Raw genomic sequence first — 19,088 nt, forward strand, 5'->3', positions numbered from 1 at the left:
CCGCTCGATGATGACGATAAACGGCTCGGGTGACGCGGCCTCAGCCGACCGACCCCTCGAGGGTCACGTTGAGCAGTGCCTCGGCCTCGACGGCGAACTCCATCGGCAGCTCCTGGAAGACGTCCTTGCAGAAGCCGTTGACGATCATGCTGACGGCGTCCTCTTCGTCGATTCCGCGGGCGCGACAGTAGAACAGCTGATCGTCGGCGATCTTGGAGGTGGTCGCCTCGTGCTCGACGGTGGCGCTGGAGTTGCCGATCTCCTGATACGGGAAGGTGTGCGCACCGCACTGGTCACCGATCAGCAGCGAGTCGCACTGGGTGTAGTTGCGTGCGCCCTTGGCCCGCGGGCCGATCTTGACCAGACCGCGGTAGGACTGGTCGCTGCGCCCGGCGGCGATGCCCTTGGCGACGATGGTCGAGCGCGTGCCCTCACCGATGTGGATCATCTTGGTGCCGGTATCGGCCTGCTGGCGGCCGTTGGTCACCGCCACCGAGTAGAACTCGCCGATGCTCTCCTTGCCGCGCAGCATGCAAGAGGGGTACTTCCAGGTGATCGCGGAGCCGGTCTCGACCTGGGTCCAGCTGATGCGCGAGCGGTCGCCGCGGCAGTCACCGCGCTTGGTGACGAAGTTGTAGATACCGCCCTTGCCCTCTTCGTCGCCGGGGTACCAGTTCTGCACCGTGGAGTACTTGATGTAGGCGTCTTCCAGCGCCACCAGCTCGACCACCGCTGCGTGCAGCTGGTTCTCGTCGCGCATCGGCGCGGTGCAGCCCTCGAGATAGGAGACCTGAGCCTTGTTGTCACACACGATCAAGGTGCGCTCGAACTGCCCGGTGTTGGCGGCGTTGATGCGGAAGTAGGTGGAGAGCTCCATCGGGCAGGTCACGCCCTCGGGGACGTAGACGAAGGAGCCGTCGGTGAACACCGCCGAGTTGAGCGCGGCGAAGTAGTTGTCGCTGCGCGGCACCACGGTGCCCAGGTACTGACGCACCAGCTCGGGGTAGTCGCGGATCGCTTCCGAGATCGAGCAGAAGATCACGCCCGCCTCGAACAGCTTCTCCTTGAAGGTGGTGGTCACCGACACCGAGTCGAACACCGCATCCACCGCGACGCCGGCCAGCGCGGCCCGCTCGTGCAGCGGAATGCCCAGCTTCTCGTAGGTCTCGAGCAGCTTGGGGTCGACCTCGTCCAGGCTCTGCGGGCGATCCTCGGGCTTCTTCGGCGCACTGAAGTAGGAGATCGCCTGATAGTCGATCGGCGGGTAGTCCAGGTGCGCCCAGGACGGCGGCGTCATCTTCAGCCACTGCCGGTAGGCTTCCAGGCGCCACTCGAGCATCCACTCGGGCTCGCCCTTCTTCTGGGAAATGAACGCGATCACGCTCTCGTCCAGGCCGGGCGGCACGGTCTCACTCTCGATGTCGGTCACGAATCCCTGCTTGTATTCGCGACGGACCAACTGCTCCATCTCTTCGCTAGCCATGGTCTCCTCTCCTCTCACTCGAGAGTCTTGTCGCGCCAGCCTCTTCTCCACGATGCGCCCCTTGCGTTCGCGCCACGGGCCCCGGGAGTCGTGCTGACTGTTCTAGCGCCGGCCCTCGGCCACGCTGGGCAGCGTGACGCTCTGGATCGGCATCAGTACGGGTAACTTGATCGGCGCTTCCTGGGCCAGATGCGCGAGCGTCACACCATCGAGCAGCGTGCGGATCGCCTGCGACACCCGCTGCCAGTTGTCGGCCACCCCGCAGGTGCCGATCAGCTCGCACTCACCGTCGACATGGCTGCACTCGGTCATGCCGATCGGCCCTTCGATCGCCGCGATGATATCGCTGGCGGCGATCTCCACCGCGGGGCGTGCCAGCACATAGCCGCCGTGAGAGCCCCGCCGCGAGATCAGCAGCCCTTCCTTCGCCAGCATCTTGAGCGTCTTGCCTACGGTCGGATGCGGCAGATGCAACCGCTGAGCCAGCTCGGAAGCCGTATGCGCTTCCTCGGGCGCCCGCGCGATCTGCGCCATCATCATCGCGGCGTAGTCCGTCAGCTTGGAAAGTTTCAACATGCGCCGGGCCTGCACTCGACGACACGAGTCGTCTTGGGTGAAACGGTCCGATCATCGGCTCTCATCGCGGACCGATACGGGCAACCGCGCCCGCGAGATCATATAGGACCATTTTAGTCCCCTTTGCACAGAGTGTGAACCCTCGCCATACGTCCCACGCCCGCGCTGCCGGGCCTTGCGGCAGACCCCGATAGGGCCACCGCTCGCCACCTGGCGGCAGCCCCCACATACGGTGCCAGACCGCGCCACGCGCGGCCCCCGCAGCGAAACGCAATGGGACAAGTGGAGGGACACACCAGGGGCACTCGTCTCGGGAAACAGACTTTGCCTATCACCGGAATTGAAAGAATTGTGGGCAATAAAAAACCCGCTGCCGAGGGAGGCAGCGGGTCGAGAGAACGATGCGCGACTCGACTCAGTCGAACGGATTGCGCAGCACGATGGTTTCGTTGCGGTCCGGACCGGTGGAGATGATATCGATCGGCGTGCCCACCTCCTGCTCCAGAAAAGCGATATAGGCGCGCGCATTGGCCGGCAGCTCCTCGACGCGCTTGACGCCCAGGGTCGACTCGTTCCAACCCGGCAGGTCGTGATAGACCGGCTCGATCACCTCGTAGCCTTCGGAATCCACCGGGTTGTCGATGGTGTCGCCATCCTTGCTGCGGTAGCCGACGCAGACGCGAATGTTCTCGAGCCCATCGAGCACATCGAGCTTGGTCAGACAGATACCCGAGACCGAGTTGATCTGTACCGCATGGCGCAGCGCCACCGCATCGAACCAGCCGCAGCGACGCGCGCGCCCGGTGGTCGCGCCGAACTCGTGCCCCTTCTCGGCCAGGTGGCGGCCGAATTCGTCGAACAGCTCGGTGGGGAAAGGACCGGAGCCGACACGGGTGGTGTAGGCCTTGGTGATCCCCAGCACATAGTCGAGATACAGCGGACCCACGCCGGAACCGGTGGCGGTACCGCCGGCGGTGGTGTTGGAGCTGGTCACGAACGGATAGGTGCCGTGGTCGATGTCGAGCAGCGAGCCCTGGGCGCCTTCGAACAGGATGTTCTCGCCCGACTTGCGGATGTCATGCACCAGGGTCACGGCGTCGCACACCATCGGCCGCAGCTCTTCGGCGAACGCCATGGCCTGATCCAGCACCTCCTGGAAGTCCACCGCCGGCTCGCCGTGGTAACGGGTCAGCACGAAGTTGTGGTAGTCGAGCACTTCACCCAGCTTGGAGGCGAAACGCTCGCGATGCAGCATGTCGCCCAGGCGCAGGCCGCGACGCGCGACCTTGTCCTCGTAGGCGGGGCCGATGCCGCGGCCGGTGGTGCCGATCTTGGCCACGCCGCGAGCCTTCTCGCGGGCCTGGTCGAGGCGCACGTGATAGGGCAGGATCAGCGGACACGCCGGCGACAGGCGCAGACGCTCGCGTACCGGTACCCCCTTGGCCTCGAGCTCCTTGATCTCGTCGATCAGCGCTTCCGGCGAGAGCACTACGCCATTGCCGATCACGCAGATCTTGTCATCGCGCAGCACCCCGGAAGGGATCAGGTGGAGCACGGTCTTCTGACCATCGATCACCAGCGTGTGGCCGGCATTGTGCCCGCCCTGGAAGCGCACCACCGCCGCGGCGGACTCGGTCAGCAGGTCGACGACCTTGCCCTTGCCCTCGTCACCCCACTGGGTACCCAATACGACTACGTTCTTGCCCATTGCTCTCGTCTCTCGCTCGACTCGTTGCGACGCGTGCGTCGGAATCCCGTTCGTCTCAGTTCAACGGCGCGATGCGCCACTCGCCCGCCTCGAACGCCAGTTGGCGGTCGCAGCGGTGAGCGCCCGGACCGGTGTGCTGTCCGGGCAGTTCCTGAATCACGCGCTCTCCCTGAGCGCGCAGATGATTGATGGTCTCGGTGAGCGCAGCGCTGTCGTCGTCGGGCGCCCAGATGCCATTTACCGGCGGTTCGCGCTCGGCCAGCGTCGCCAGCTGCTTGAGATCCATGGAGAACCCGGTCGCCGGCCGGGCCCGGCCGAAGGCGCGGCCGGTGTCATCGTAGCGCCCGCCCTTGGCCAGCGCCTGACCATAGCCGGGCACATAGGCGGCGAAGACCATACCGGTGTGGTACTGATAGCCACGCAGCTCGGCCAGATCGAAGTAGATCGACACCTCGGGGTGCTCGGCGGCCACACCCCGGTGCAGCCGCACCAGCTGTGCCAGCGCCTCGGCCACCGCCGCCGGCGCCCCGGCGAGCGCATCGCGCGCGGCCTCGAGCACTTCGGCGCCACCGTGCAGCCGCGGCAGCTCGCCGAGCATGCGCGCCAGCGCCGGATCGCCGACATGCGCCGCCACCAGCGCATCGACCCGGTTGAACGCCTTGCGCTCGATGGCGTCGAACAGCGCCCGCTCCACGTCTTCGGTACACGCCGCCGCCTGGGTCAGCGCGCGATAGATGGCGATGTGACTGAGCGCCAGATGGACCTCGCCGGCGCCCGCCGCCTCGAGGCTAGAGAGCGCCAGGCGCAGCACCTCGATATCGGCCTCGAGGCCGGCGTGGCCGAACAGCTCGACCCCTACCTGCATCGGGCTGCGCCCGCCCTGATGCTTGTCCGCCTGGGCGCGCAGTACGGTGGTGCAGTAGCACAGCCGCACCGGGCCCTGGCGCTTGAGCGAGTGAGCGTCCATCCGCGCCACCTGCGGGGTGACGTCGGCGCTGGCGCCCATCATGCGCCCGGTGAGCTGGTCGGTGAGTTTGAACGTCTGCAGATCGAGATCGGTGCCGGTGCCGGTCAGCAGCGAATCGAGGAACTCGACCGGCGGCGGCATGACCAGGTCATAGCCCCAGCGGTCGTACAGGTCGAGCAGCGTCCGACGCAGCTCCTCCATACGGGTTGCCTGCGGCGGCAGGATCTCGTCCATGCCGTCGGGAAGCAGCCAGCGGTCAGCGATCGTCATGAGCCTGTCCTGCCAAGCGGTAAGTCGTGAGGATCGAGGGCGCCGGCGCGCGGCGCCGCCCGACAACGTCATCTGTATGCGGCCGTGTCCACGCCTCGCCTGCCCCTTGCGGCCGGCGACGGCACGAACCTCTCGCACAAAAAAGCCGGGCAAGACCCGGCGTCGAAAATGGTACCACGAAACGCCCGCGGAGAAATCCCGCGGGCGCGGGTTTCTCATGCGCTCACTGCGCTGCCCCCGGCTGCGGGTTCTTCAGGTAGCGGAAGAACTGGCTGTTTTCCGGGCTCAGCACCAGCAGATCCTTGCCTTCGCCGTTGAAGCTGTCGCGGTAGGCCTGCATCGAGCGGTAGAAGGCGTAGAAGTCCGGGTCCTTCTGGTAGGCGCTGGCGTAGATCTTGGCCGCCTGAGCATCGCCCTCACCGCGGGTGGTCTCGGACTCCTGACGCCCACTGGCGAGGATCTCCTGCCGCTGGCGGTCGGCGTCGGCACGAATCGCTTCGGCCTGCTGCGACCCCTCGGCGCGGTAAGTGCGCGCAGCCTGCTCACGCTCGGAGTTCATGCGCTCGTAGACCGCCTGGGTCACCTCGGTGGGCAGTTCGATGCGCTTCACCCGGATATCCAGGATATGCACGCCAAGCTCTTTGCGCATGGCCGCATCCAGTTGCTGAACTGGCTCGACCATCAACTCTTCGCGGGCGCCCTCGACGGTATCCGGCCCCTTGCTCTTGCCAGCCAGGTCCTCTTTCTTGCTCTCGGCGGCGATGCGCTCCTGGATGATGTCGGACATCTGGGTCTGACCGAACTTGTTACGCAACGCCTCGTCGGTCCGCGGCGCGATCAGGTTCTCGGCGACCTGAATATTGCCGCGGGTGGCTTCGTAGAACTGCTTCGGATCGGCGATCTTCCACTTGACGAAGGAGTCGACGATGACCGCCTTGGAGTCGGCGGTCAGATAGCGTGTGGCGCCGGAGTCCACCGTCTGTACGCGCACGTCGAAGATGCGCACGGTATTGAATACCGGCAGCTTGAAGTGCAGCCCGGGACCGATATTGTTCTCGATCACCTCGCCGAAGCGCAGCTTGATGGCGCGCTGGGTTTCGTTGACGACGTAGAAACTCGCGCTGGCGAACCACGCCAGCAGCGCCAGGACGATGACGCCGATCAGGGCACGATTGTTAAACATTAACGGCCCTCCCGCAGGCTGGAACTACGCGTCTGCTGCTGCGAGTTGCTGCTGCTGTTCATGTGATCGACCACCTCACGCGAAATCTGTTCGAGTTGCTGCATGCTCATCTTCGACGCGTCGCTGCTGCCGTTACCGCCGGCCTGCATCTGGTTGAGCGGCAGCACGGTGACCGCGCTGCTGTCACCGAGGTCGACCAGCGCCTTGGGCGTCTGGCTCAGCACCTGACTGATCGTCTCCAGGTAGAGACGTTCACGGGTGACCTGCGGCGCCTGCTGGTACTCGCCCAGCAGCGAATTGAAACGATTGGTCTGACCGGTGGCATCGGCCACGGCAGCCGCCTTGTAACCCTGAGCTTCTTCGACCAGCCGCTGCTTCTGCCCCTTGGCCTCGAGCACGACGGCCTGACTGTAGGCATTGGCCTGGTTGATCGAGCGCTGGCGCTCTTCGCGCGCACGGATGACATCGTCGAAGGCGTTCTGGACCTGATCCGGCGGCGCCGTCGACTCGACGTTGACGGTCTGCAGACGCAGGCCGGTGCCGTAGGCTTCCATGTAGGCGCTGAGGCGATCGAAGACGCGCTGCCCCAGGCGGTCACGCCCGGTGGTCAGGATCTGCTGCAGCTGCATGTTGCCGACTTCCTGGCGCAGGGCCGAGTCCATCGCGTTTTGCAGCGTCATCTCCGGCTCGTTGACATTGACCAGGAAGGCATGGGCATCGCTGACCACGTACTGAGTGGAGACGCTGACGCGAACGATGTTCTCATCGCTGGTGAGCATCGAGTCGGTCTGGTTGGCCGAACGGATACTGGTCACGTTGACATTCTTGACCTGATCCACGATCGGCGGATTCCAGTGCAGCCCGGGATTGAGGGTGGTGGTGTACTTACCGAAGCGGAACACCACGCCGCGCTCGGACTGGTCGATCAGGTGGAAGCCGGAGCCGGCCCACACCACCGCCGCGACGATCACCACCAGCACTGGCAGCACGAACGGGTTGCGCTTGCTGCCACCGCCGTCCCCGCCACCGCTGCCGCCGCGCTTGCCGCGACCACCGAACAGACGGTTGATCTTGTCCTGAAACTTCTTCAGCGCTTCATCCAGATCCGGCGGCCCCTGATTGTTGCCACCACCGCGATTGTTACCACCATCGTCACCACCATTCCCGCTCGGGCGGCGGCCCCCCCGCCGCTCCAAGGGTCCTGCTGGTTGTTGCCACCACCTGGCTCGTTCCAAGCCATACCTAAGTCTCCACTCGATGCGATCAAAGCGTTGCGTCAGGCGTGGGGAGTACGAGCCGCCGAGGCGGTTGGCGTCGGCGCGCCGGGCGTGTTCGGCCTGATGTCGAATCGTCTCGCCCTGTGCGAATCGGGCCCGCGGGCCACGAAGCTCCCCTGCGTATTCGGTTCCCGCGTCAGACCCGTTCCCAGTCGTCGATCGGGGTCTGCTCGTGTACGGGCAAGTAGTCGTCGGCGCTTTCGCCCAAGCGAGCCATCATCTGCATAAACTCCCGTCGGGGCAAGCGAATCTGGAGAATCGTCCGACCATCCTCGGCGAACGACTCCTCGCGTACCGCCTGCAGTTCATGCAGTGCTGCTCGTAGTCGACCTTGCTCCGGCGTCAGCGTCAAGCGGGTGTCGAGAATGTCCTCCGCCAGCCACTCGCCGATCGCCTCACGCAGCAGCTCGAGCCCCTGGCCGTCACGCGCCGAGAGCCACACCACCTGCGGGCGCCCCTGACCGTCGCGCTCGATGCGCGGCGCGGTGTCCATCAGGTCGATCTTGTTCATCACCAGCAGGCGTGGTACGTCGTCGGCATCGATCTCGGCCAGCACGCTGTCGACCTGGGCCACGTTGAGCTCACGGTCGGGATCGGCGGCATCGATCACATGCACCAGCAGGCTCGCCTCGGTGGCCTCCTGCAGGGTGGCCTGGAACGCCTCGACCAGCTTGTGCGGCAGGTGACGGATGAAGCCCACGGTGTCCGCCAGCACCACCTCGCCCACGTCGGGCACGTCGAGACGCCTGAGGGTCGGGTCGAGGGTCGCGAAGAGCTGATCGGCGGCGTAGACCTCGGCTGCGGTGATGGCGTTGAACAGCGTCGACTTGCCGGCGTTGGTATAGCCCACCAGCGAGACGCTGGGCACCTCGGCCCGAGCCCGTGCGCGGCGGTTCTGATCGCGCTGTTTGCGCACTTTCTCGAGGCGCTTGTGGATCGACTTGATGCGCGCACGCAGCAGTCGACGGTCGGTCTCGAGCTGGGTCTCGCCGGGACCGCGCAGGCCGATACCGCCCTTCTGCCGTTCCAGGTGGGTCCAGCCGCGCACCAGCCGCGTCGACATGTACTCGAGCTGAGCCAGCTCGACCTGCAGCTTGCCTTCGTGGGTTCGCGCGCGCTGCGCGAAGATATCCAGGATCAGCCCCGTGCGATCGAGCACGCGGCAGTTGAGGCTGCGCTCGAGATTGCGCTCCTGGGAGGGAGACAGGGCGTGGTTGAAGATGACCAGTTCGGCGTGGTGCGCGGTGAGGGCGTGCTTGACCTCGTCGAGCTTGCCACTGCCGATGAAGGAACGAGGGTCGGGACGGCGCCGGCTGCCCTGGATCAGGGTCGCCGGCACCGCACCAGCGGATCGCACCAGTTCCAGGAGTTCACCTGGATCCTCGCGATCCTGCTCGTCCTGAAAGTCCACATGGACCAGAATCGCCGTTTCGCCGGCGTCGGGACGTTCGAAAAACAATCACTACCTCTCGATCAATTGTCGAGCCCGGGCGCTGCGTTGGGGTCCTGCGGCGGCAACCGGACGTTACGGGAGGGCACGACCGTGGAGATGGCGTGCTTGTAGACCATCTGGCTCACGGTATTGCGCAGCAGGATGACGAACTGATCGAAGGACTCGATCTGACCCTGCAGCTTGATGCCGTTGACGAGGAAGATGGAAACCGGGATGCGCTCCTTGCGCAGGATGTTCAGGTACGGGTCCTGAAGGGACTGCCCTTTGGACATGTTGCTCTCCCATAATGTGAAAACTCATCGCTTTGGCGAGATGAGCCATACTGTTTTTGACTTGCTGTTCTGTTGTCGGCGACGCCGCACTCGGTTCCGGCAGCGTGGCGCGGCAGCGATCGCCGCTCGCCATCGTCGTGACGAAGCTTTCATTTTACGCTAAGTCCCGTGGGCACGCACGATTTTCACGACCTGCGCGAGGGCATCGGGGGCGCTGCTGTCGACCCACACCAGCCCGGGCCAACGCCGCAACCAGGTCAGCTGGCGCTTGGCCAGTTGACGGGTAGCGGCCACCCCTCGCGACCGCAGGCCGTCGCGGTCGTAAGCGCCGTCGAGATGCTCCCACGCCTGACGATAACCGACGCTGCGCATGGAAGGCAGATCGAGGTGCAGGTCACCCCGCTGTTTCAAGGTAGCCACTTCCTCGATGAATCCGCCATTCAGCATCGCCTCGAATCGCACCGCGATGCGCCGGTGGAGTTCGGCGCGATCGGCGGGTGCGAGAGCAATGGACAACAGTCGCCACGGAAAGTTTTCCCGCTGCTGCCGACGCCAGTGCTCGCTCAGCGCGATGCCGCTCACCCGCTGCACCTCCAGCGCCCGGATCAGACGCTGGCGGTTGTGCGGATGGATCGCCGCCGCGGCCTCGGGGTCGACCGCCGCCAGCTCGGCGTGCAGCGCCGCGTAGCCGTGCGACTCACCGCGCTGGCGCAGCGCCTCGCGCAGTTCGGGATCCGCTGCCGGCATCTCGGCCACCCCCTCCACCAGGCGCTTGGCGTACATCATGGTCCCACCGACCAGCAGCGGCGTCTTGCCGCCGGCAGAGATCGCCTGCATGGCGCTCAGGGCATCCTCACGGAAATCCGCCGCCGAATAGCGCTCGGCCGGATCACGGATATCGATCAGCCGGTGGGGCGCGCGTGCCAGCTCCTCGGCACTGGGTTTGGCGGTACCGATATCCATGCCGCGATAGACCATCGCCGAGTCGACGCTGATCAGCTCGCAGCCGCAGCGCTCGTGGAGCGCGATCGCGGTGTCGGTCTTGCCGGCGGCGGTGGGCCCCAGCAGCAGGATCGCCGTCGGGCGGTCATCTCGGGTCACGTGTATTCTCTACAGAACGGTTCACTGGCCGCGTAGGAACAGCTTGTCCAACTGCGCCATCGACATCTCGGTCCAGGTCGGACGGCCATGGTTGCACTGACCACTGCGCTCGGTGCGCTCCATATCACGCAGCAGCGCATTCATCTCCGGCAGCGTCAGCGCGCGGTTGGCGCGCACACTGCCATGGCAGGCCATGGTGCCGAGCAGCTGGTTGATGTGCGTCTCGAAGCGGTCGGAGCGCCCGTAGCGCTCGAGATCGCCGAGCATGTCGCGGATCAGCGGCTCGATATCGGCATCGGCGAGCAGCGCCGGCACCTGGCGCACCAGCAAGGTCTCCGGGCCGGCGGCATCGAGCTCGACACCCAGGCGCGAGAACGCCTCGCGCTCGCGTTCGGCGGTCTCCGCCTCGGCCGCACCGACGGCGATCGAGACCGGGACCAGCAGCGGCTGGGCATCCAGGGCGCCGGCGTGGATCTGCTGTTTCATGCGCTCGTAGACGATGCGCTCATGGGCCGCGTGCATGTCGACGATCACCATGCCGCGCTCGCTCTGGGCCAGGATATAGACCCCATGCAGCTGCGCCACCGCATAGCCCAGCGGCGGCGCCTGGGTATCATCGTGCGCCGCCAGCGTGGCGACGTCCGGCGCCGGGCGCTCGCGGCTGGCGAGCGCGGCGGCACTGCCACCGGGGCCCTCTGCCGCCGCCTCTCCCGCGGTCTCGTCTGCTGCTTGCCGCGGCGTGAGCAGGGTCGACTCATGATCCGGGTGCAGGGCGTGGTAGCCGGCCATGAATTCGCGGATACGCTGGGCCGGCGGCCGCGGACTGCCGTCCTGGCGCGGGGCGTAGCCGCTACCCGCACCGCTGCGCTCGTGCTGGCCGGAGAGCGACATACGCTGCTGCTGCCATGCCGGCAGCGCCGCGTCATCGCCCCCTACGGGCGCGCCTTCCGGTTGCCGTGCCTCCCCGCTATCCACGCCTGCGGACGCTTGCGCATCGGCATCGGCCACGCCCTGAGGGTTGGGTCGCACTTCGGACAGCGCGCGATGCAGGCTCGAGAACAGAAAGTCGTGGACCAGACGCCCATCGCGGAAGCGCACCTCATGCTTGGTCGGGTGCACATTGACATCGACCACCCGCGGGTCGAGTTCGAGATAGAGCACGAACACCGGATGGCGACCGTTGAACAGCACGTCGCGGTAGGCCTGGCGGATGGCGTGGGCGACCAGGCGGTCGCGCACCACGCGCCCGTTGACGAAGAAGTACTGCTGATCGGCCTGGGCCCGCGAGTGGGTGGGCAGCCCCACCCAGCCCCACAGGCGCAAACCGGACGCCTCGAGGTCGAGATGCAGCGACTCGTCGATGAAGCGCTTGCCCAGCAGCGCGGCGATGCGACGCTCGTGACCGCGCTGATCGTCGGCCGCCGCCGGCAGCTGATGGACCACCTTCTGGTTGTGGCGCAGCAGCCAGGCAATATCGAAGCGCGACAGCGCCAGGCGGCGGAAAGCCTCCTCGACGTGTCCGAACTCGGTCTTCTCGGTGCGCAGGAACTTGCGCCGCGCCGGCGTATTGAAGAACAGATCGCGCACCAGCACCGAGGTGCCGCGGGGGTGCGGTGCCGGCGTCACCCTCGGGGCCATCTCGCGGCCTTCGGCGACCACCCGCCACCCCCCGGTGGGGTCGTCGGCGGCGTTGGAGATCAGCTCCAGCCGCGACACCGCACTGATCGAGGCCAGCGCCTCGCCGCGGAAGCCGAGGCTGGCGACATCCTCGAGGTCATCGAGCGAGGCGATCTTGCTGGTGGCGTGGCGCGACAGTGCCAGCGGCAGATCCTCCTCGCCGATGCCGCTGCCGTCGTCACGCACCCGGATCAGGCGCGTGCCGCCGGACTCCAGCTCGATCTCGATACGCCGCCCACCGGCGTCGATGGCGTTCTCGACGACCTCCTTGACCACCGAGGCCGGCCGTTCGACCACCTCCCCCGCCGCGATCTGGTTGGCCAGGCGGGGGTCGAGAACGCGGATACGTGACGCCTCGCTCATCTGTCAGCTCTCCTCGTCCGATATCGCCTGTTCACGGAATCGTCAGCACCTGACCCACGCGCAGGATGTCGCTGTCGAGGCCATTGGCCTGCTTCAGCGCGCGCATGCTGATGCCGTGGCCCGCCGCCACCTGCGACAGGGTATCGCCGGCGCGCACCCGGTACTCGTTGCTGGCGCTGCCACGCCCCTGATCGCGCTGCCACGCCAGCAGGCTGGCGGGCGGCGGATGCTGACGGAAATGCGCCACGATCCCGGCGTAGATCGCCTGGGCGAGCTCGGCCTGATGCTTCGAGGAGCGCAGCTCCGCCTCCTCCCGGGGGTTGGAGATGAAGCCGGTCTCCACCAGCAGCGAGGGGATATCCGGCGACTTGAGTACCACGAAGCCCGCCTGCTCCACCTTGGACTTGTGCAGCTTGTTGATCCGCCCCAGCTTGTCGAGCACCTGACCACCGGTGGCCAGCGAGTCATTCATGGTCGCGGTCATGGTCAGATCGAGCAGCACGCCGCGCAGCACCTCGTCCTTGTCGTCGAGGCTGAGATTGCCGTCGACGCCACCGATCAGATCCGACTGGTTCTCGCTCGCCGCCAGCCAGCGCGCGGTCTCGGAGGTCGCCCCGCCCTGGGAGAGCGCATACACCGAGCTGCCCGAGGGCTGCCGGCTGCGCACCGCATCGGCGTGGATCGAGACGAAGAAGTCCGCCTTCTGCTGGCGCGCCAGCAGGGTGCGCTGGCGCAGGCCGACATAGTAGTCGCTGTCACGGGTCATGAAGGCCTTGAACCCCGGGGTCTGGTCGAAGCGCTGCTTGAGCTTGCGCGCGATCCCCAGCACCACGTCCTTCTCGCGCGTACCGTTGGGGCCGATCGCCCCCGGATCCTCGCCACCGTGGCCGGGGTCGACGGCGATGATGATGTCGCGCTTGGGATGCGGCTGCGCCTCCACCGTGGCGGCGACCGCATCGGCCTGCTCCGGATTGCCCTCGGCCACCGCCTCCTTCTGCGCCCGCTGCGCGGCGATCTCCTGATCGCGGATCATCGCCTCGATGGGATCGATCGGATCGGCCACGGCGCTGGCGCCGGGGTAGTCGAGATCGACCACCAGACGGTCGCTGTACTGCTTGTTGGGCGGCAGGGTGAAGCTCTTGGGCACCACCGCGCGATTGACGTCGAGCACCACGCGCAGCCCGCCGCTCTCGCGAACCCCGGTACGCACCTTGTCGATGGCACTGGCGTCGAGGTCGAGCTTGTCGATGTCGACGTCTAGCTGGGTGCTGTCGAGATCGATCACCACCCGGCGCGGATTGTCCAGAGTGAAGACGTTGGCCTGCACCGGCCCCGAGAGATCGAACACCAGGCGCACGTGGTCGGGCGCCGACCACAGCCGCAGATTATTGACCTTGGCCGCCTGCGCCGCCGAGGTCGGCAGCAGACAGACGAGTGCCAGCAGCAGACAGCCGAGGGCCAGCAGCGCCGCGCCGCCGCGGCGACGCCAGCCGCGCGCCGGCGTGCCGGCTACCGCGCCCGCTGACGCTGTGTCCCTGTGTGCCACATCCTTCAGCATGCCTCTTCCTTGTCGCTCAACGCCGCCGGCAGCGAGGCCAGCACGTCACGTCCATGTTGAGTGTGCGCTACCGCCGCGACCTGGCGCCCGCTATCGGCCAGGCTCAGGTGCAGTTCGAGATCGGGACGCGGCAGCCATCCTGCGCCGCGGCTGGGCCACTCGATCACGCTGAGAACGCTGTCGTCCAGCATGTCGCGTGCGCCCATGAACTCGAGCTCCTCGGGATCACCGAGGCGGTAGAGGTCGAAATGGTAGACCCGGTAGCGGCCCAGTTCGTAGGGCTCGACCAGGGTATAGGTGGGACTCTTGACCGCCCCCGCATGACCATGGGCGCGCAGGATACCGCGCGTCAGCGTGGTCTTGCCGGCGCCCAGCTCACCGATCAGATGAATCTGGCCGCGCCCGGCGAGGGCGTGTCCCAGGGATTCGCCGAAGGCCACCTGGGCGGCTTCGTCTTGCAGTAGGATCGGCATGGTTGCACTAGCTTCGTCAAAGTTCGGGCCGCATCACGCAGCGGCCTCGAGTCAAGGAACGGCCGCGGTAGAGCGGCGGCGGCAGCGTGGCTGCGGCGTAACCGCCAGGGCGCACGCTGCCGGCCGTCAGGGGTTGGCCAAGCGTCGCGCATAGGATGCCAGATCACTCGCCAGCAGACCACGCTGACCGCCAGCGGCGCTCGCCGCGTCCGCGGCCAGGGCATGGATCAGCACCCCCAGCCGCGCCGCCCTTGCCGGCTCGCCGAGCTGCCCCAGCAGACCGGCGACGATTCCGGTCAACGCATCGCCCATCCCGCCACTGGCCATCCCCGGGTTGCCGTAAGGGCACAGGTCGAGTCGCTCGCCGTCGTACACCAGCGTCCCGGGGCCCTTGAGCACCACGCAGCCACCCCAGCGCTGCTGCAGCGCGATCACCGCGCCACGCCGGTCACGCTGCACCGCCGCCGTGCTCCAGCCGAGCAGGCGTGCGGCCTCGCCGGGATGCGGCGTCAGCACCCAGGCGTCGCGCCGAGTCGGTGACTCGCGGGCGGCGAGCAGATTGAGACCATCGGCATCGACCACGCACGGCTTGTCGGCGGTCAGCGCTTGCTGCAGCGCGGCCTGGCCCCAGGCGCCGGTGCCGATACCCGGCCCCACCGCGATGACATCGGCAGCCGCCGCCAGCGCGGCGAGATCAGTGCCCCCGCGAACGCCGTGGGCCATGACCTCGGGAAACCGGGTGAGACTCGCGGCGACGTGGGCGGCATCGGTTGCCAGGCTCACCTTGCCGGCACCGACCCGCGCCACCATCTCGCTGCACATCAGCGCCGCCCCGCCCATGCCGGGCGCCCCGGCGATCACCAGCACATGACCGTGAGTGCCCTTGTGGTCACTGGGGCGACGCGGCGGCAGCGCCGTGGCCAGACACTGCGCGTCCTGGCACCACGCCACCGGCGCCAGATCGGTGAAGGCTCGCGCGTCCACCCCCAGATCGGCCAGGGTCAGATCGCCGACATGATCCAGCGCGGCGCCGGTGTGCAGGCCGAATTTGTCGGCGATGAACGTGAGCGTGAGCGTGGCACGCACCGCCGCACCCTCGACATGGCCGCTGTCGACATCGACCCCGGAGGGGACGTCCAGCGCCATCACCGGCCTGCCGGCGGCATCGAGCTGGGCGATCGCGGTGGCGACGTCGCCGCGCGGCGCGCCCCGGGCGCCGGTGCCGAGCATGGCGTCGATCATCACCTCGCCATCCAGGGTCAGCTCATCACGCCAGCCGAGCGCATCGAGCCCGGCTTCTGCAGCGAGCTCATAGGCCCGGCGCGCATCTGCCGCGAGTTTATCCGGCGGGGTCAGCGCGATCAGCTGTACGGTCAGGCCGTCGGCGGCGGCCAGCGCCGCCAGCACATAGCCGTCGCCGCCGTTGTTGCCACCACCGCAGAGCACGCACAGTCGCCGCGCCCTGGGCCAGCGCGCACGCAACAGCGCATAGGCAGCCTCACCCGCCTGGCGCATCAGCCAGAACCCCTCGCCTCCCTCGGCGATGACGCGTCGATCCATCTCGCGTACCTGGGCCGCGAGATAGAGCGGCCTCGCCTCGATCCGTGTCTGCATGTCGCCTCCTGAAGAGCCCATGGCGGCGCGCGCGGCCTGCCGTTGCGGTTGGATCTGGTGTAGGGTAGCGCACCCGAGCACCGCTCGCGGCCCGAGCCACCCGAGACGAGCAGGAAGACGCATGAGCGAGCAGCACCCGTGCTCCGCGCGCACCCCGTCCGCCGAGATCGACACCGCCGCTCTCGCCACCCAGATCAAGCAGTGGGGGCGCGAACTCGGCTTCCAGGCGGTGGGGATCACCGATACCGATCTCGCCACCCATGAGCGCTATCTGGCACGCTGGCTGGAGGCCGGCCACCACGGCGAGATGGCCTACATGGCCAAGCACGGCACCAAGCGTACGCGCCCCGCCGAGCTGGTCCCCGGCACCCTGCGCGTGATCAGCGCGCGCATGGACTACCTGCCGCCCGAGGTGGAGACCACCCGCGTGCTGGGGCAGCCGCAGCGCGCCTATATCTCGCGCTATGCCCTCGGCCGCGATTACCACAAGCTGATCCGCAAACGCCTCGACCAGCTGGCGCGGCAGATAGAGACCGCTGTAGGGCCTTTCGGCTACCGCGCCTTCGTCGACTCGGCGCCGGTGATGGAGCGCGCCCTGGCGCACAAGGCCGGCATCGGCTGGTTCGGCAAGAACGCCATGCTGCTCGATCCCAAGGCCGGCTCGCTGTTCTTTCTCGGCGAGCTCTATACCGATCTGCCGCTACCGGTGGATGCGCCCTTCGCCCGCGAGCACTGCGGCTCCTGCTCGAGCTGCCGGAGCGCCTGCCCCACCGACGCCATCGTCGAGGACAAGGTGGTCGACGCACGGCGCTGCATCTCGTATCTGACCATCGAGCTGCATGGCGCCATCCCCATCGAGTACCGCCGCGCCATGGGCAATCGCGTCTACGGCTGCGACGACTGCCAGCTGTTCTGCCCCTTCACCCGCTTCACCCGCGCCAGCGACGAGCCCGACTTCGCTCCGCGCCACGACCTCGACCGAGCCGAGCTGGTGGCGCTGTTCGCCTGGAGCGAGACGGAGTTTCTCAAGCGCACCGAAGGCAGCCCGATCCGGCGCATCGGCTACGAGCGCTGGCTGCGCAATCTCGCCGTGGGGCTGGGCAATGCGCCCTGGAGCGAGCGTGTCGAAGGCGCCCTGCGCGCGCGACTGGCCTATCCTTCGGATCTGGTGCGCGAGCACGTGCGCTGGGCGCTCGCCGAGCAGCGCCACAAGCGTCAGGCGCGGATCGTCAGCGCCTAGGAACTGTGTGAAAAGTCGACGAGCGACGCTGGCTCATTCGGCCAGCTTGAGGAAGGTCTGGCGATAGTGCTTGAGCTCGGCCAGGGATTCGCGGATGTCATCCAGCGCTTGGTGGGTATTGCGCTTGCTGAAGCCGCTGGCCGCCGCCGGGTTCCAACGCTTGGCCAGCTCCTTGAGCGTCGACACGTCGAGGTTGCGGTAGTGGAAGAAGTCGTTGAGCGCCGGCATCTCGCGCTCGAGGAAGCGGCGGTCCTGATGGATGCTGTTGCCGCACACGGGTGATGTGCCCGGCGCCACGTAGCGGCGCAGGAATTCGAGCGTACGCCGTTCGGCCTCGGCGGTATCGATCTCGCTGCGCTTCACGCGCTCGATCAGCCCGGAGTCACCGTGGGTCTTCTGGTTCCAGGCGTCCATGCCGTCGAGCAGCGCTTCGGGCTGGTGCACCGCGAGCACCGGGCCCTCGGCGATCAGCTCGAGGTCGCCGTCGGTGATCAGCGTCGCCACCTCGATGATGCGCTCGCGGTTGGGGTCGAGCCCGGTCATCTCGAGATCGATCCAGACCAGCAGGTCGCTGCGCGGGGAGGCTTCGGGGGTCGCCGACATGACTATCTCCAGTGGGGTCCGCCCTGGTGCCGACCGAGATGGGCGGACACGACAGACAGGGATGGCTACAATGCCCGCCATTGTAAGCCCGTGCCGCCCGAGCGGCCATGACCCGAGGACCGACGCCACCGATGAGCCGACGCAAACTGACCCGACAGCAACGCTGGCGCGTGGAAAAGGTTCAGGCCGAGCGCGCCGCCCGTGCCGATCGCCGCGCGGCGCGCGACGAGCGTACCCTCGAGGGCGGTGAGTACGGCGCCGAGCGCCCGGGACGCGTGGCCGCCCACTTCGGTCGCACGCTGGAGGTCGAAGCCGTCGACGGCGAACGGGTCTCGCGCCATCGCTGCCATCTGCGTGCCAATCTCGAGGGGCTGGTCACCGGCGACCGCGTGGTCTGGCGCGAAGCCCAGGACGGCAGCGGCGTAGTGGTCGCGCGCGGCGAACGCGACAGCGTGCTCGAACGCCCCGACGCCCACGGCCAGTTGCGCCCGGTGGCCGCCAACATCGATCAGATCCTGGTGGTGATCGCCGCCGAGCCCACGCCCTACGCCAATCTCGTCGACCGCTACCTGGTCGCTGCGGAGAGCACCGGCATCGCCCCGGTGCTGGTACTCAACAAGAGCGACCTGCTGCCGGCGCAGGCGGGTGAGGTGCGCGCCATGCTGGCGCGCTATCTCGATCTCGGCTATTCGCTGATCGAAGCCTCGGCCAAGCGCGACCACGGGCTCGACGCCCTGCACGCGCGGCTCAAGGGGTGCACCTCGGTGTTCGTCGGTCAGAGCGGGGTGGGCAAGTCGTCGCTGATCGATCGCCTGCTACCGGACGAGACCCTGCGCATCGGCGCCCTCTCGGAAGAGACGCGCAAGGGCAAGCACACCACCACCACCGCACGCCTCTATCCGCTGCCGGAAAACGGCGAGAGTGGCCGGCCACGCGAGGGTGACCTGATCGACTCGCCGGGTATCCGCGAATTCGGCCTCTGGCACCTCGACGAGCGCGAGCTGGCCGAGGGCTTCATCGAGTTCCGCCCGCTGCTCGGCCGCTGTCGCTTCCGCGACTGTCGCCATCGTGAGGAGCCGGGCTGCGCTCTGCTCGAGGCGGTCGAACGCGGTGAGATCCACCCCGAACGCTTCGCCAGTTTTCAGCGTATCCGCGACGACATCGCCAACAGCTAAGTCTATGGGCCAACGGCTAGGTCTAAGGGCCAACGGCTAGGTCTATGGGCCAACGGCTAGGTCTATGGGCCGACAGCTAGGTCTATGGACAGTAT

Annotated in this window: 16 protein-coding genes; 2 read left to right on the plus strand and 14 right to left on the minus strand. The window is 67.3% G+C overall.

What is annotated here, in order from left to right; genetic code table 11:
* Nucleotides 1-40 precede the first annotated feature (40 nt).
* From sufB to QO259_RS11810, 13 genes are all read right to left on the minus strand, one after another.
* Complete coding sequence (gene sufB / locus QO259_RS11750; RefSeq protein WP_285950100.1) at nucleotides 41-1,483, minus strand: Fe-S cluster assembly protein SufB; 1,443 nt, start codon at nucleotides 1,481-1,483, stop codon at nucleotides 41-43.
* 102 nt (nucleotides 1,484-1,585) lie between these two features.
* Entirely contained in the window at nucleotides 1,586-2,059 is a 474-nt protein-coding gene (locus QO259_RS11755; protein ID WP_035470671.1) for an SUF system Fe-S cluster assembly regulator, read from the minus strand.
* Between the two features lie 415 nt (nucleotides 2,060-2,474).
* Complete coding sequence (locus QO259_RS11760) at nucleotides 2,475-3,767, minus strand: adenylosuccinate synthase (RefSeq protein WP_035470629.1); 1,293 nt, start codon at nucleotides 3,765-3,767, stop codon at nucleotides 2,475-2,477.
* A gap of 55 nt (nucleotides 3,768-3,822) precedes the next feature.
* Entirely contained in the window at nucleotides 3,823-5,004 is a 1,182-nt protein-coding gene (locus tag QO259_RS11765; protein ID WP_285950101.1) for an ATP phosphoribosyltransferase regulatory subunit, read from the minus strand.
* A 223-nt stretch (nucleotides 5,005-5,227) separates the two neighbouring features.
* Nucleotides 5,228-6,187: a protease modulator HflC gene (gene hflC, locus QO259_RS11770; RefSeq protein WP_285950102.1), complete on the minus strand. Its 960-nt coding sequence runs from the start codon at nucleotides 6,185-6,187 to the stop codon at nucleotides 5,228-5,230.
* Nucleotides 6,187-7,383 carry an FtsH protease activity modulator HflK gene (hflK, locus tag QO259_RS11775; RefSeq protein ID WP_353057282.1) on the minus strand — a complete coding sequence of 399 codons (1,197 nt, stop codon included), beginning with the start codon at nucleotides 7,381-7,383 and terminating at the stop codon, nucleotides 6,187-6,189. The genes hflC and hflK overlap by 1 nt, the downstream gene beginning before the upstream one ends.
* Nucleotides 7,384-7,600: 217 nt before the next feature.
* Nucleotides 7,601-8,923: a ribosome rescue GTPase HflX gene (gene hflX / locus QO259_RS11780; RefSeq protein WP_035469969.1), complete on the minus strand. Its 1,323-nt coding sequence runs from the start codon at nucleotides 8,921-8,923 to the stop codon at nucleotides 7,601-7,603.
* 14 nt (nucleotides 8,924-8,937) lie between these two features.
* The gene (gene hfq / locus QO259_RS11785) at nucleotides 8,938-9,189 is read right to left on the minus strand and encodes an RNA chaperone Hfq (RefSeq protein WP_035469968.1); all 252 of its coding nucleotides are present in this window, start codon (nucleotides 9,187-9,189) and stop codon (nucleotides 8,938-8,940) included.
* A gap of 159 nt (nucleotides 9,190-9,348) precedes the next feature.
* Nucleotides 9,349-10,290, minus strand: a complete 942-nt coding sequence (gene miaA, locus QO259_RS11790; RefSeq protein WP_285950103.1) for a tRNA (adenosine(37)-N6)-dimethylallyltransferase MiaA — start codon at nucleotides 10,288-10,290, stop codon at nucleotides 9,349-9,351.
* A gap of 21 nt (nucleotides 10,291-10,311) precedes the next feature.
* Nucleotides 10,312-12,330 carry a DNA mismatch repair endonuclease MutL gene (mutL, locus tag QO259_RS11795; RefSeq protein ID WP_285950104.1) on the minus strand — a complete coding sequence of 673 codons (2,019 nt, stop codon included), beginning with the start codon at nucleotides 12,328-12,330 and terminating at the stop codon, nucleotides 10,312-10,314.
* 31 nt (nucleotides 12,331-12,361) lie between these two features.
* Nucleotides 12,362-13,888, minus strand: a complete 1,527-nt coding sequence (locus QO259_RS11800; RefSeq protein ID WP_285950105.1) for an N-acetylmuramoyl-L-alanine amidase — start codon at nucleotides 13,886-13,888, stop codon at nucleotides 12,362-12,364.
* Nucleotides 13,882-14,361 (minus strand): tRNA (adenosine(37)-N6)-threonylcarbamoyltransferase complex ATPase subunit type 1 TsaE, encoded by a 480-nt coding sequence (gene tsaE / locus QO259_RS11805; RefSeq protein ID WP_285950106.1) that lies wholly within the window; start codon nucleotides 14,359-14,361, stop codon nucleotides 13,882-13,884. Before tsaE ends, QO259_RS11800 begins: the two co-directional genes overlap by 7 nt.
* Nucleotides 14,362-14,487: 126 nt before the next feature.
* Complete coding sequence (locus QO259_RS11810; RefSeq protein ID WP_285950107.1) at nucleotides 14,488-15,975, minus strand: NAD(P)H-hydrate dehydratase; 1,488 nt, start codon at nucleotides 15,973-15,975, stop codon at nucleotides 14,488-14,490.
* Between the two features lie 121 nt (nucleotides 15,976-16,096).
* On the opposite strand from QO259_RS11810, the gene queG reads away from it, so the two are divergent.
* Nucleotides 16,097-17,215 (plus strand): tRNA epoxyqueuosine(34) reductase QueG, encoded by a 1,119-nt coding sequence (queG, locus tag QO259_RS11815; RefSeq protein ID WP_285950108.1) that lies wholly within the window; start codon nucleotides 16,097-16,099, stop codon nucleotides 17,213-17,215.
* Between the two features lie 33 nt (nucleotides 17,216-17,248).
* On the opposite strand, the gene orn is transcribed toward queG, so the two are convergent.
* Entirely contained in the window at nucleotides 17,249-17,818 is a 570-nt protein-coding gene (gene orn / locus QO259_RS11820) for an oligoribonuclease (RefSeq protein WP_285950109.1), read from the minus strand.
* Nucleotides 17,819-17,949: 131 nt separating this feature from the next.
* Between orn and rsgA the strand changes: the two genes are divergently transcribed.
* Complete coding sequence (gene rsgA / locus QO259_RS11825; protein ID WP_285950110.1) at nucleotides 17,950-18,993, plus strand: small ribosomal subunit biogenesis GTPase RsgA; 1,044 nt, start codon at nucleotides 17,950-17,952, stop codon at nucleotides 18,991-18,993.
* Nucleotides 18,994-19,088 lie beyond the last annotated feature (95 nt).

Origin of the sequence: Salinicola sp. JS01 (assembly GCF_030284585.1) — a bacterium.
In the GTDB taxonomy this organism is placed as follows: Bacteria; Pseudomonadota; Gammaproteobacteria; order Pseudomonadales; family Halomonadaceae; genus Salinicola.

Bases quoted from the DNA above. Each gene is read 5' to 3' on its own strand.
- sufB (WP_285950100.1), bottom strand. From the start codon at position 1,483: ATGGCTAGCGAAGAGATGGAGCAGTTGGTCCGTCGCGAATACAAGCAG.
- QO259_RS11755 (WP_035470671.1), bottom strand. From the start codon at position 2,059: ATGTTGAAACTTTCCAAGCTGACGGACTACGCCGCGATGATGATGGCG.
- QO259_RS11760 (WP_035470629.1), bottom strand. From the start codon at position 3,767: ATGGGCAAGAACGTAGTCGTATTGGGTACCCAGTGGGGTGACGAGGGC.
- QO259_RS11765 (WP_285950101.1), bottom strand. From the start codon at position 5,004: ATGACGATCGCTGACCGCTGGCTGCTTCCCGACGGCATGGACGAGATC.
- hflC (WP_285950102.1), bottom strand. From the start codon at position 6,187: ATGTTTAACAATCGTGCCCTGATCGGCGTCATCGTCCTGGCGCTGCTG.
- hfq (WP_035469968.1), bottom strand. From the start codon at position 9,189: ATGTCCAAAGGGCAGTCCCTTCAGGACCCGTACCTGAACATCCTGCGC.
- mutL (WP_285950104.1), bottom strand. From the start codon at position 12,330: ATGAGCGAGGCGTCACGTATCCGCGTTCTCGACCCCCGCCTGGCCAAC.
- QO259_RS11800 (WP_285950105.1), bottom strand. From the start codon at position 13,888: ATGCTGAAGGATGTGGCACACAGGGACACAGCGTCAGCGGGCGCGGTA.
- tsaE (WP_285950106.1), bottom strand. From the start codon at position 14,361: ATGCCGATCCTACTGCAAGACGAAGCCGCCCAGGTGGCCTTCGGCGAA.
- QO259_RS11810 (WP_285950107.1), bottom strand. From the start codon at position 15,975: ATGCAGACACGGATCGAGGCGAGGCCGCTCTATCTCGCGGCCCAGGTA.
- queG (WP_285950108.1), top strand. From the start codon at position 16,097: ATGAGCGAGCAGCACCCGTGCTCCGCGCGCACCCCGTCCGCCGAGATC.
- orn (WP_285950109.1), bottom strand. From the start codon at position 17,818: ATGTCGGCGACCCCCGAAGCCTCCCCGCGCAGCGACCTGCTGGTCTGG.
- rsgA (WP_285950110.1), top strand. From the start codon at position 17,950: ATGAGCCGACGCAAACTGACCCGACAGCAACGCTGGCGCGTGGAAAAG.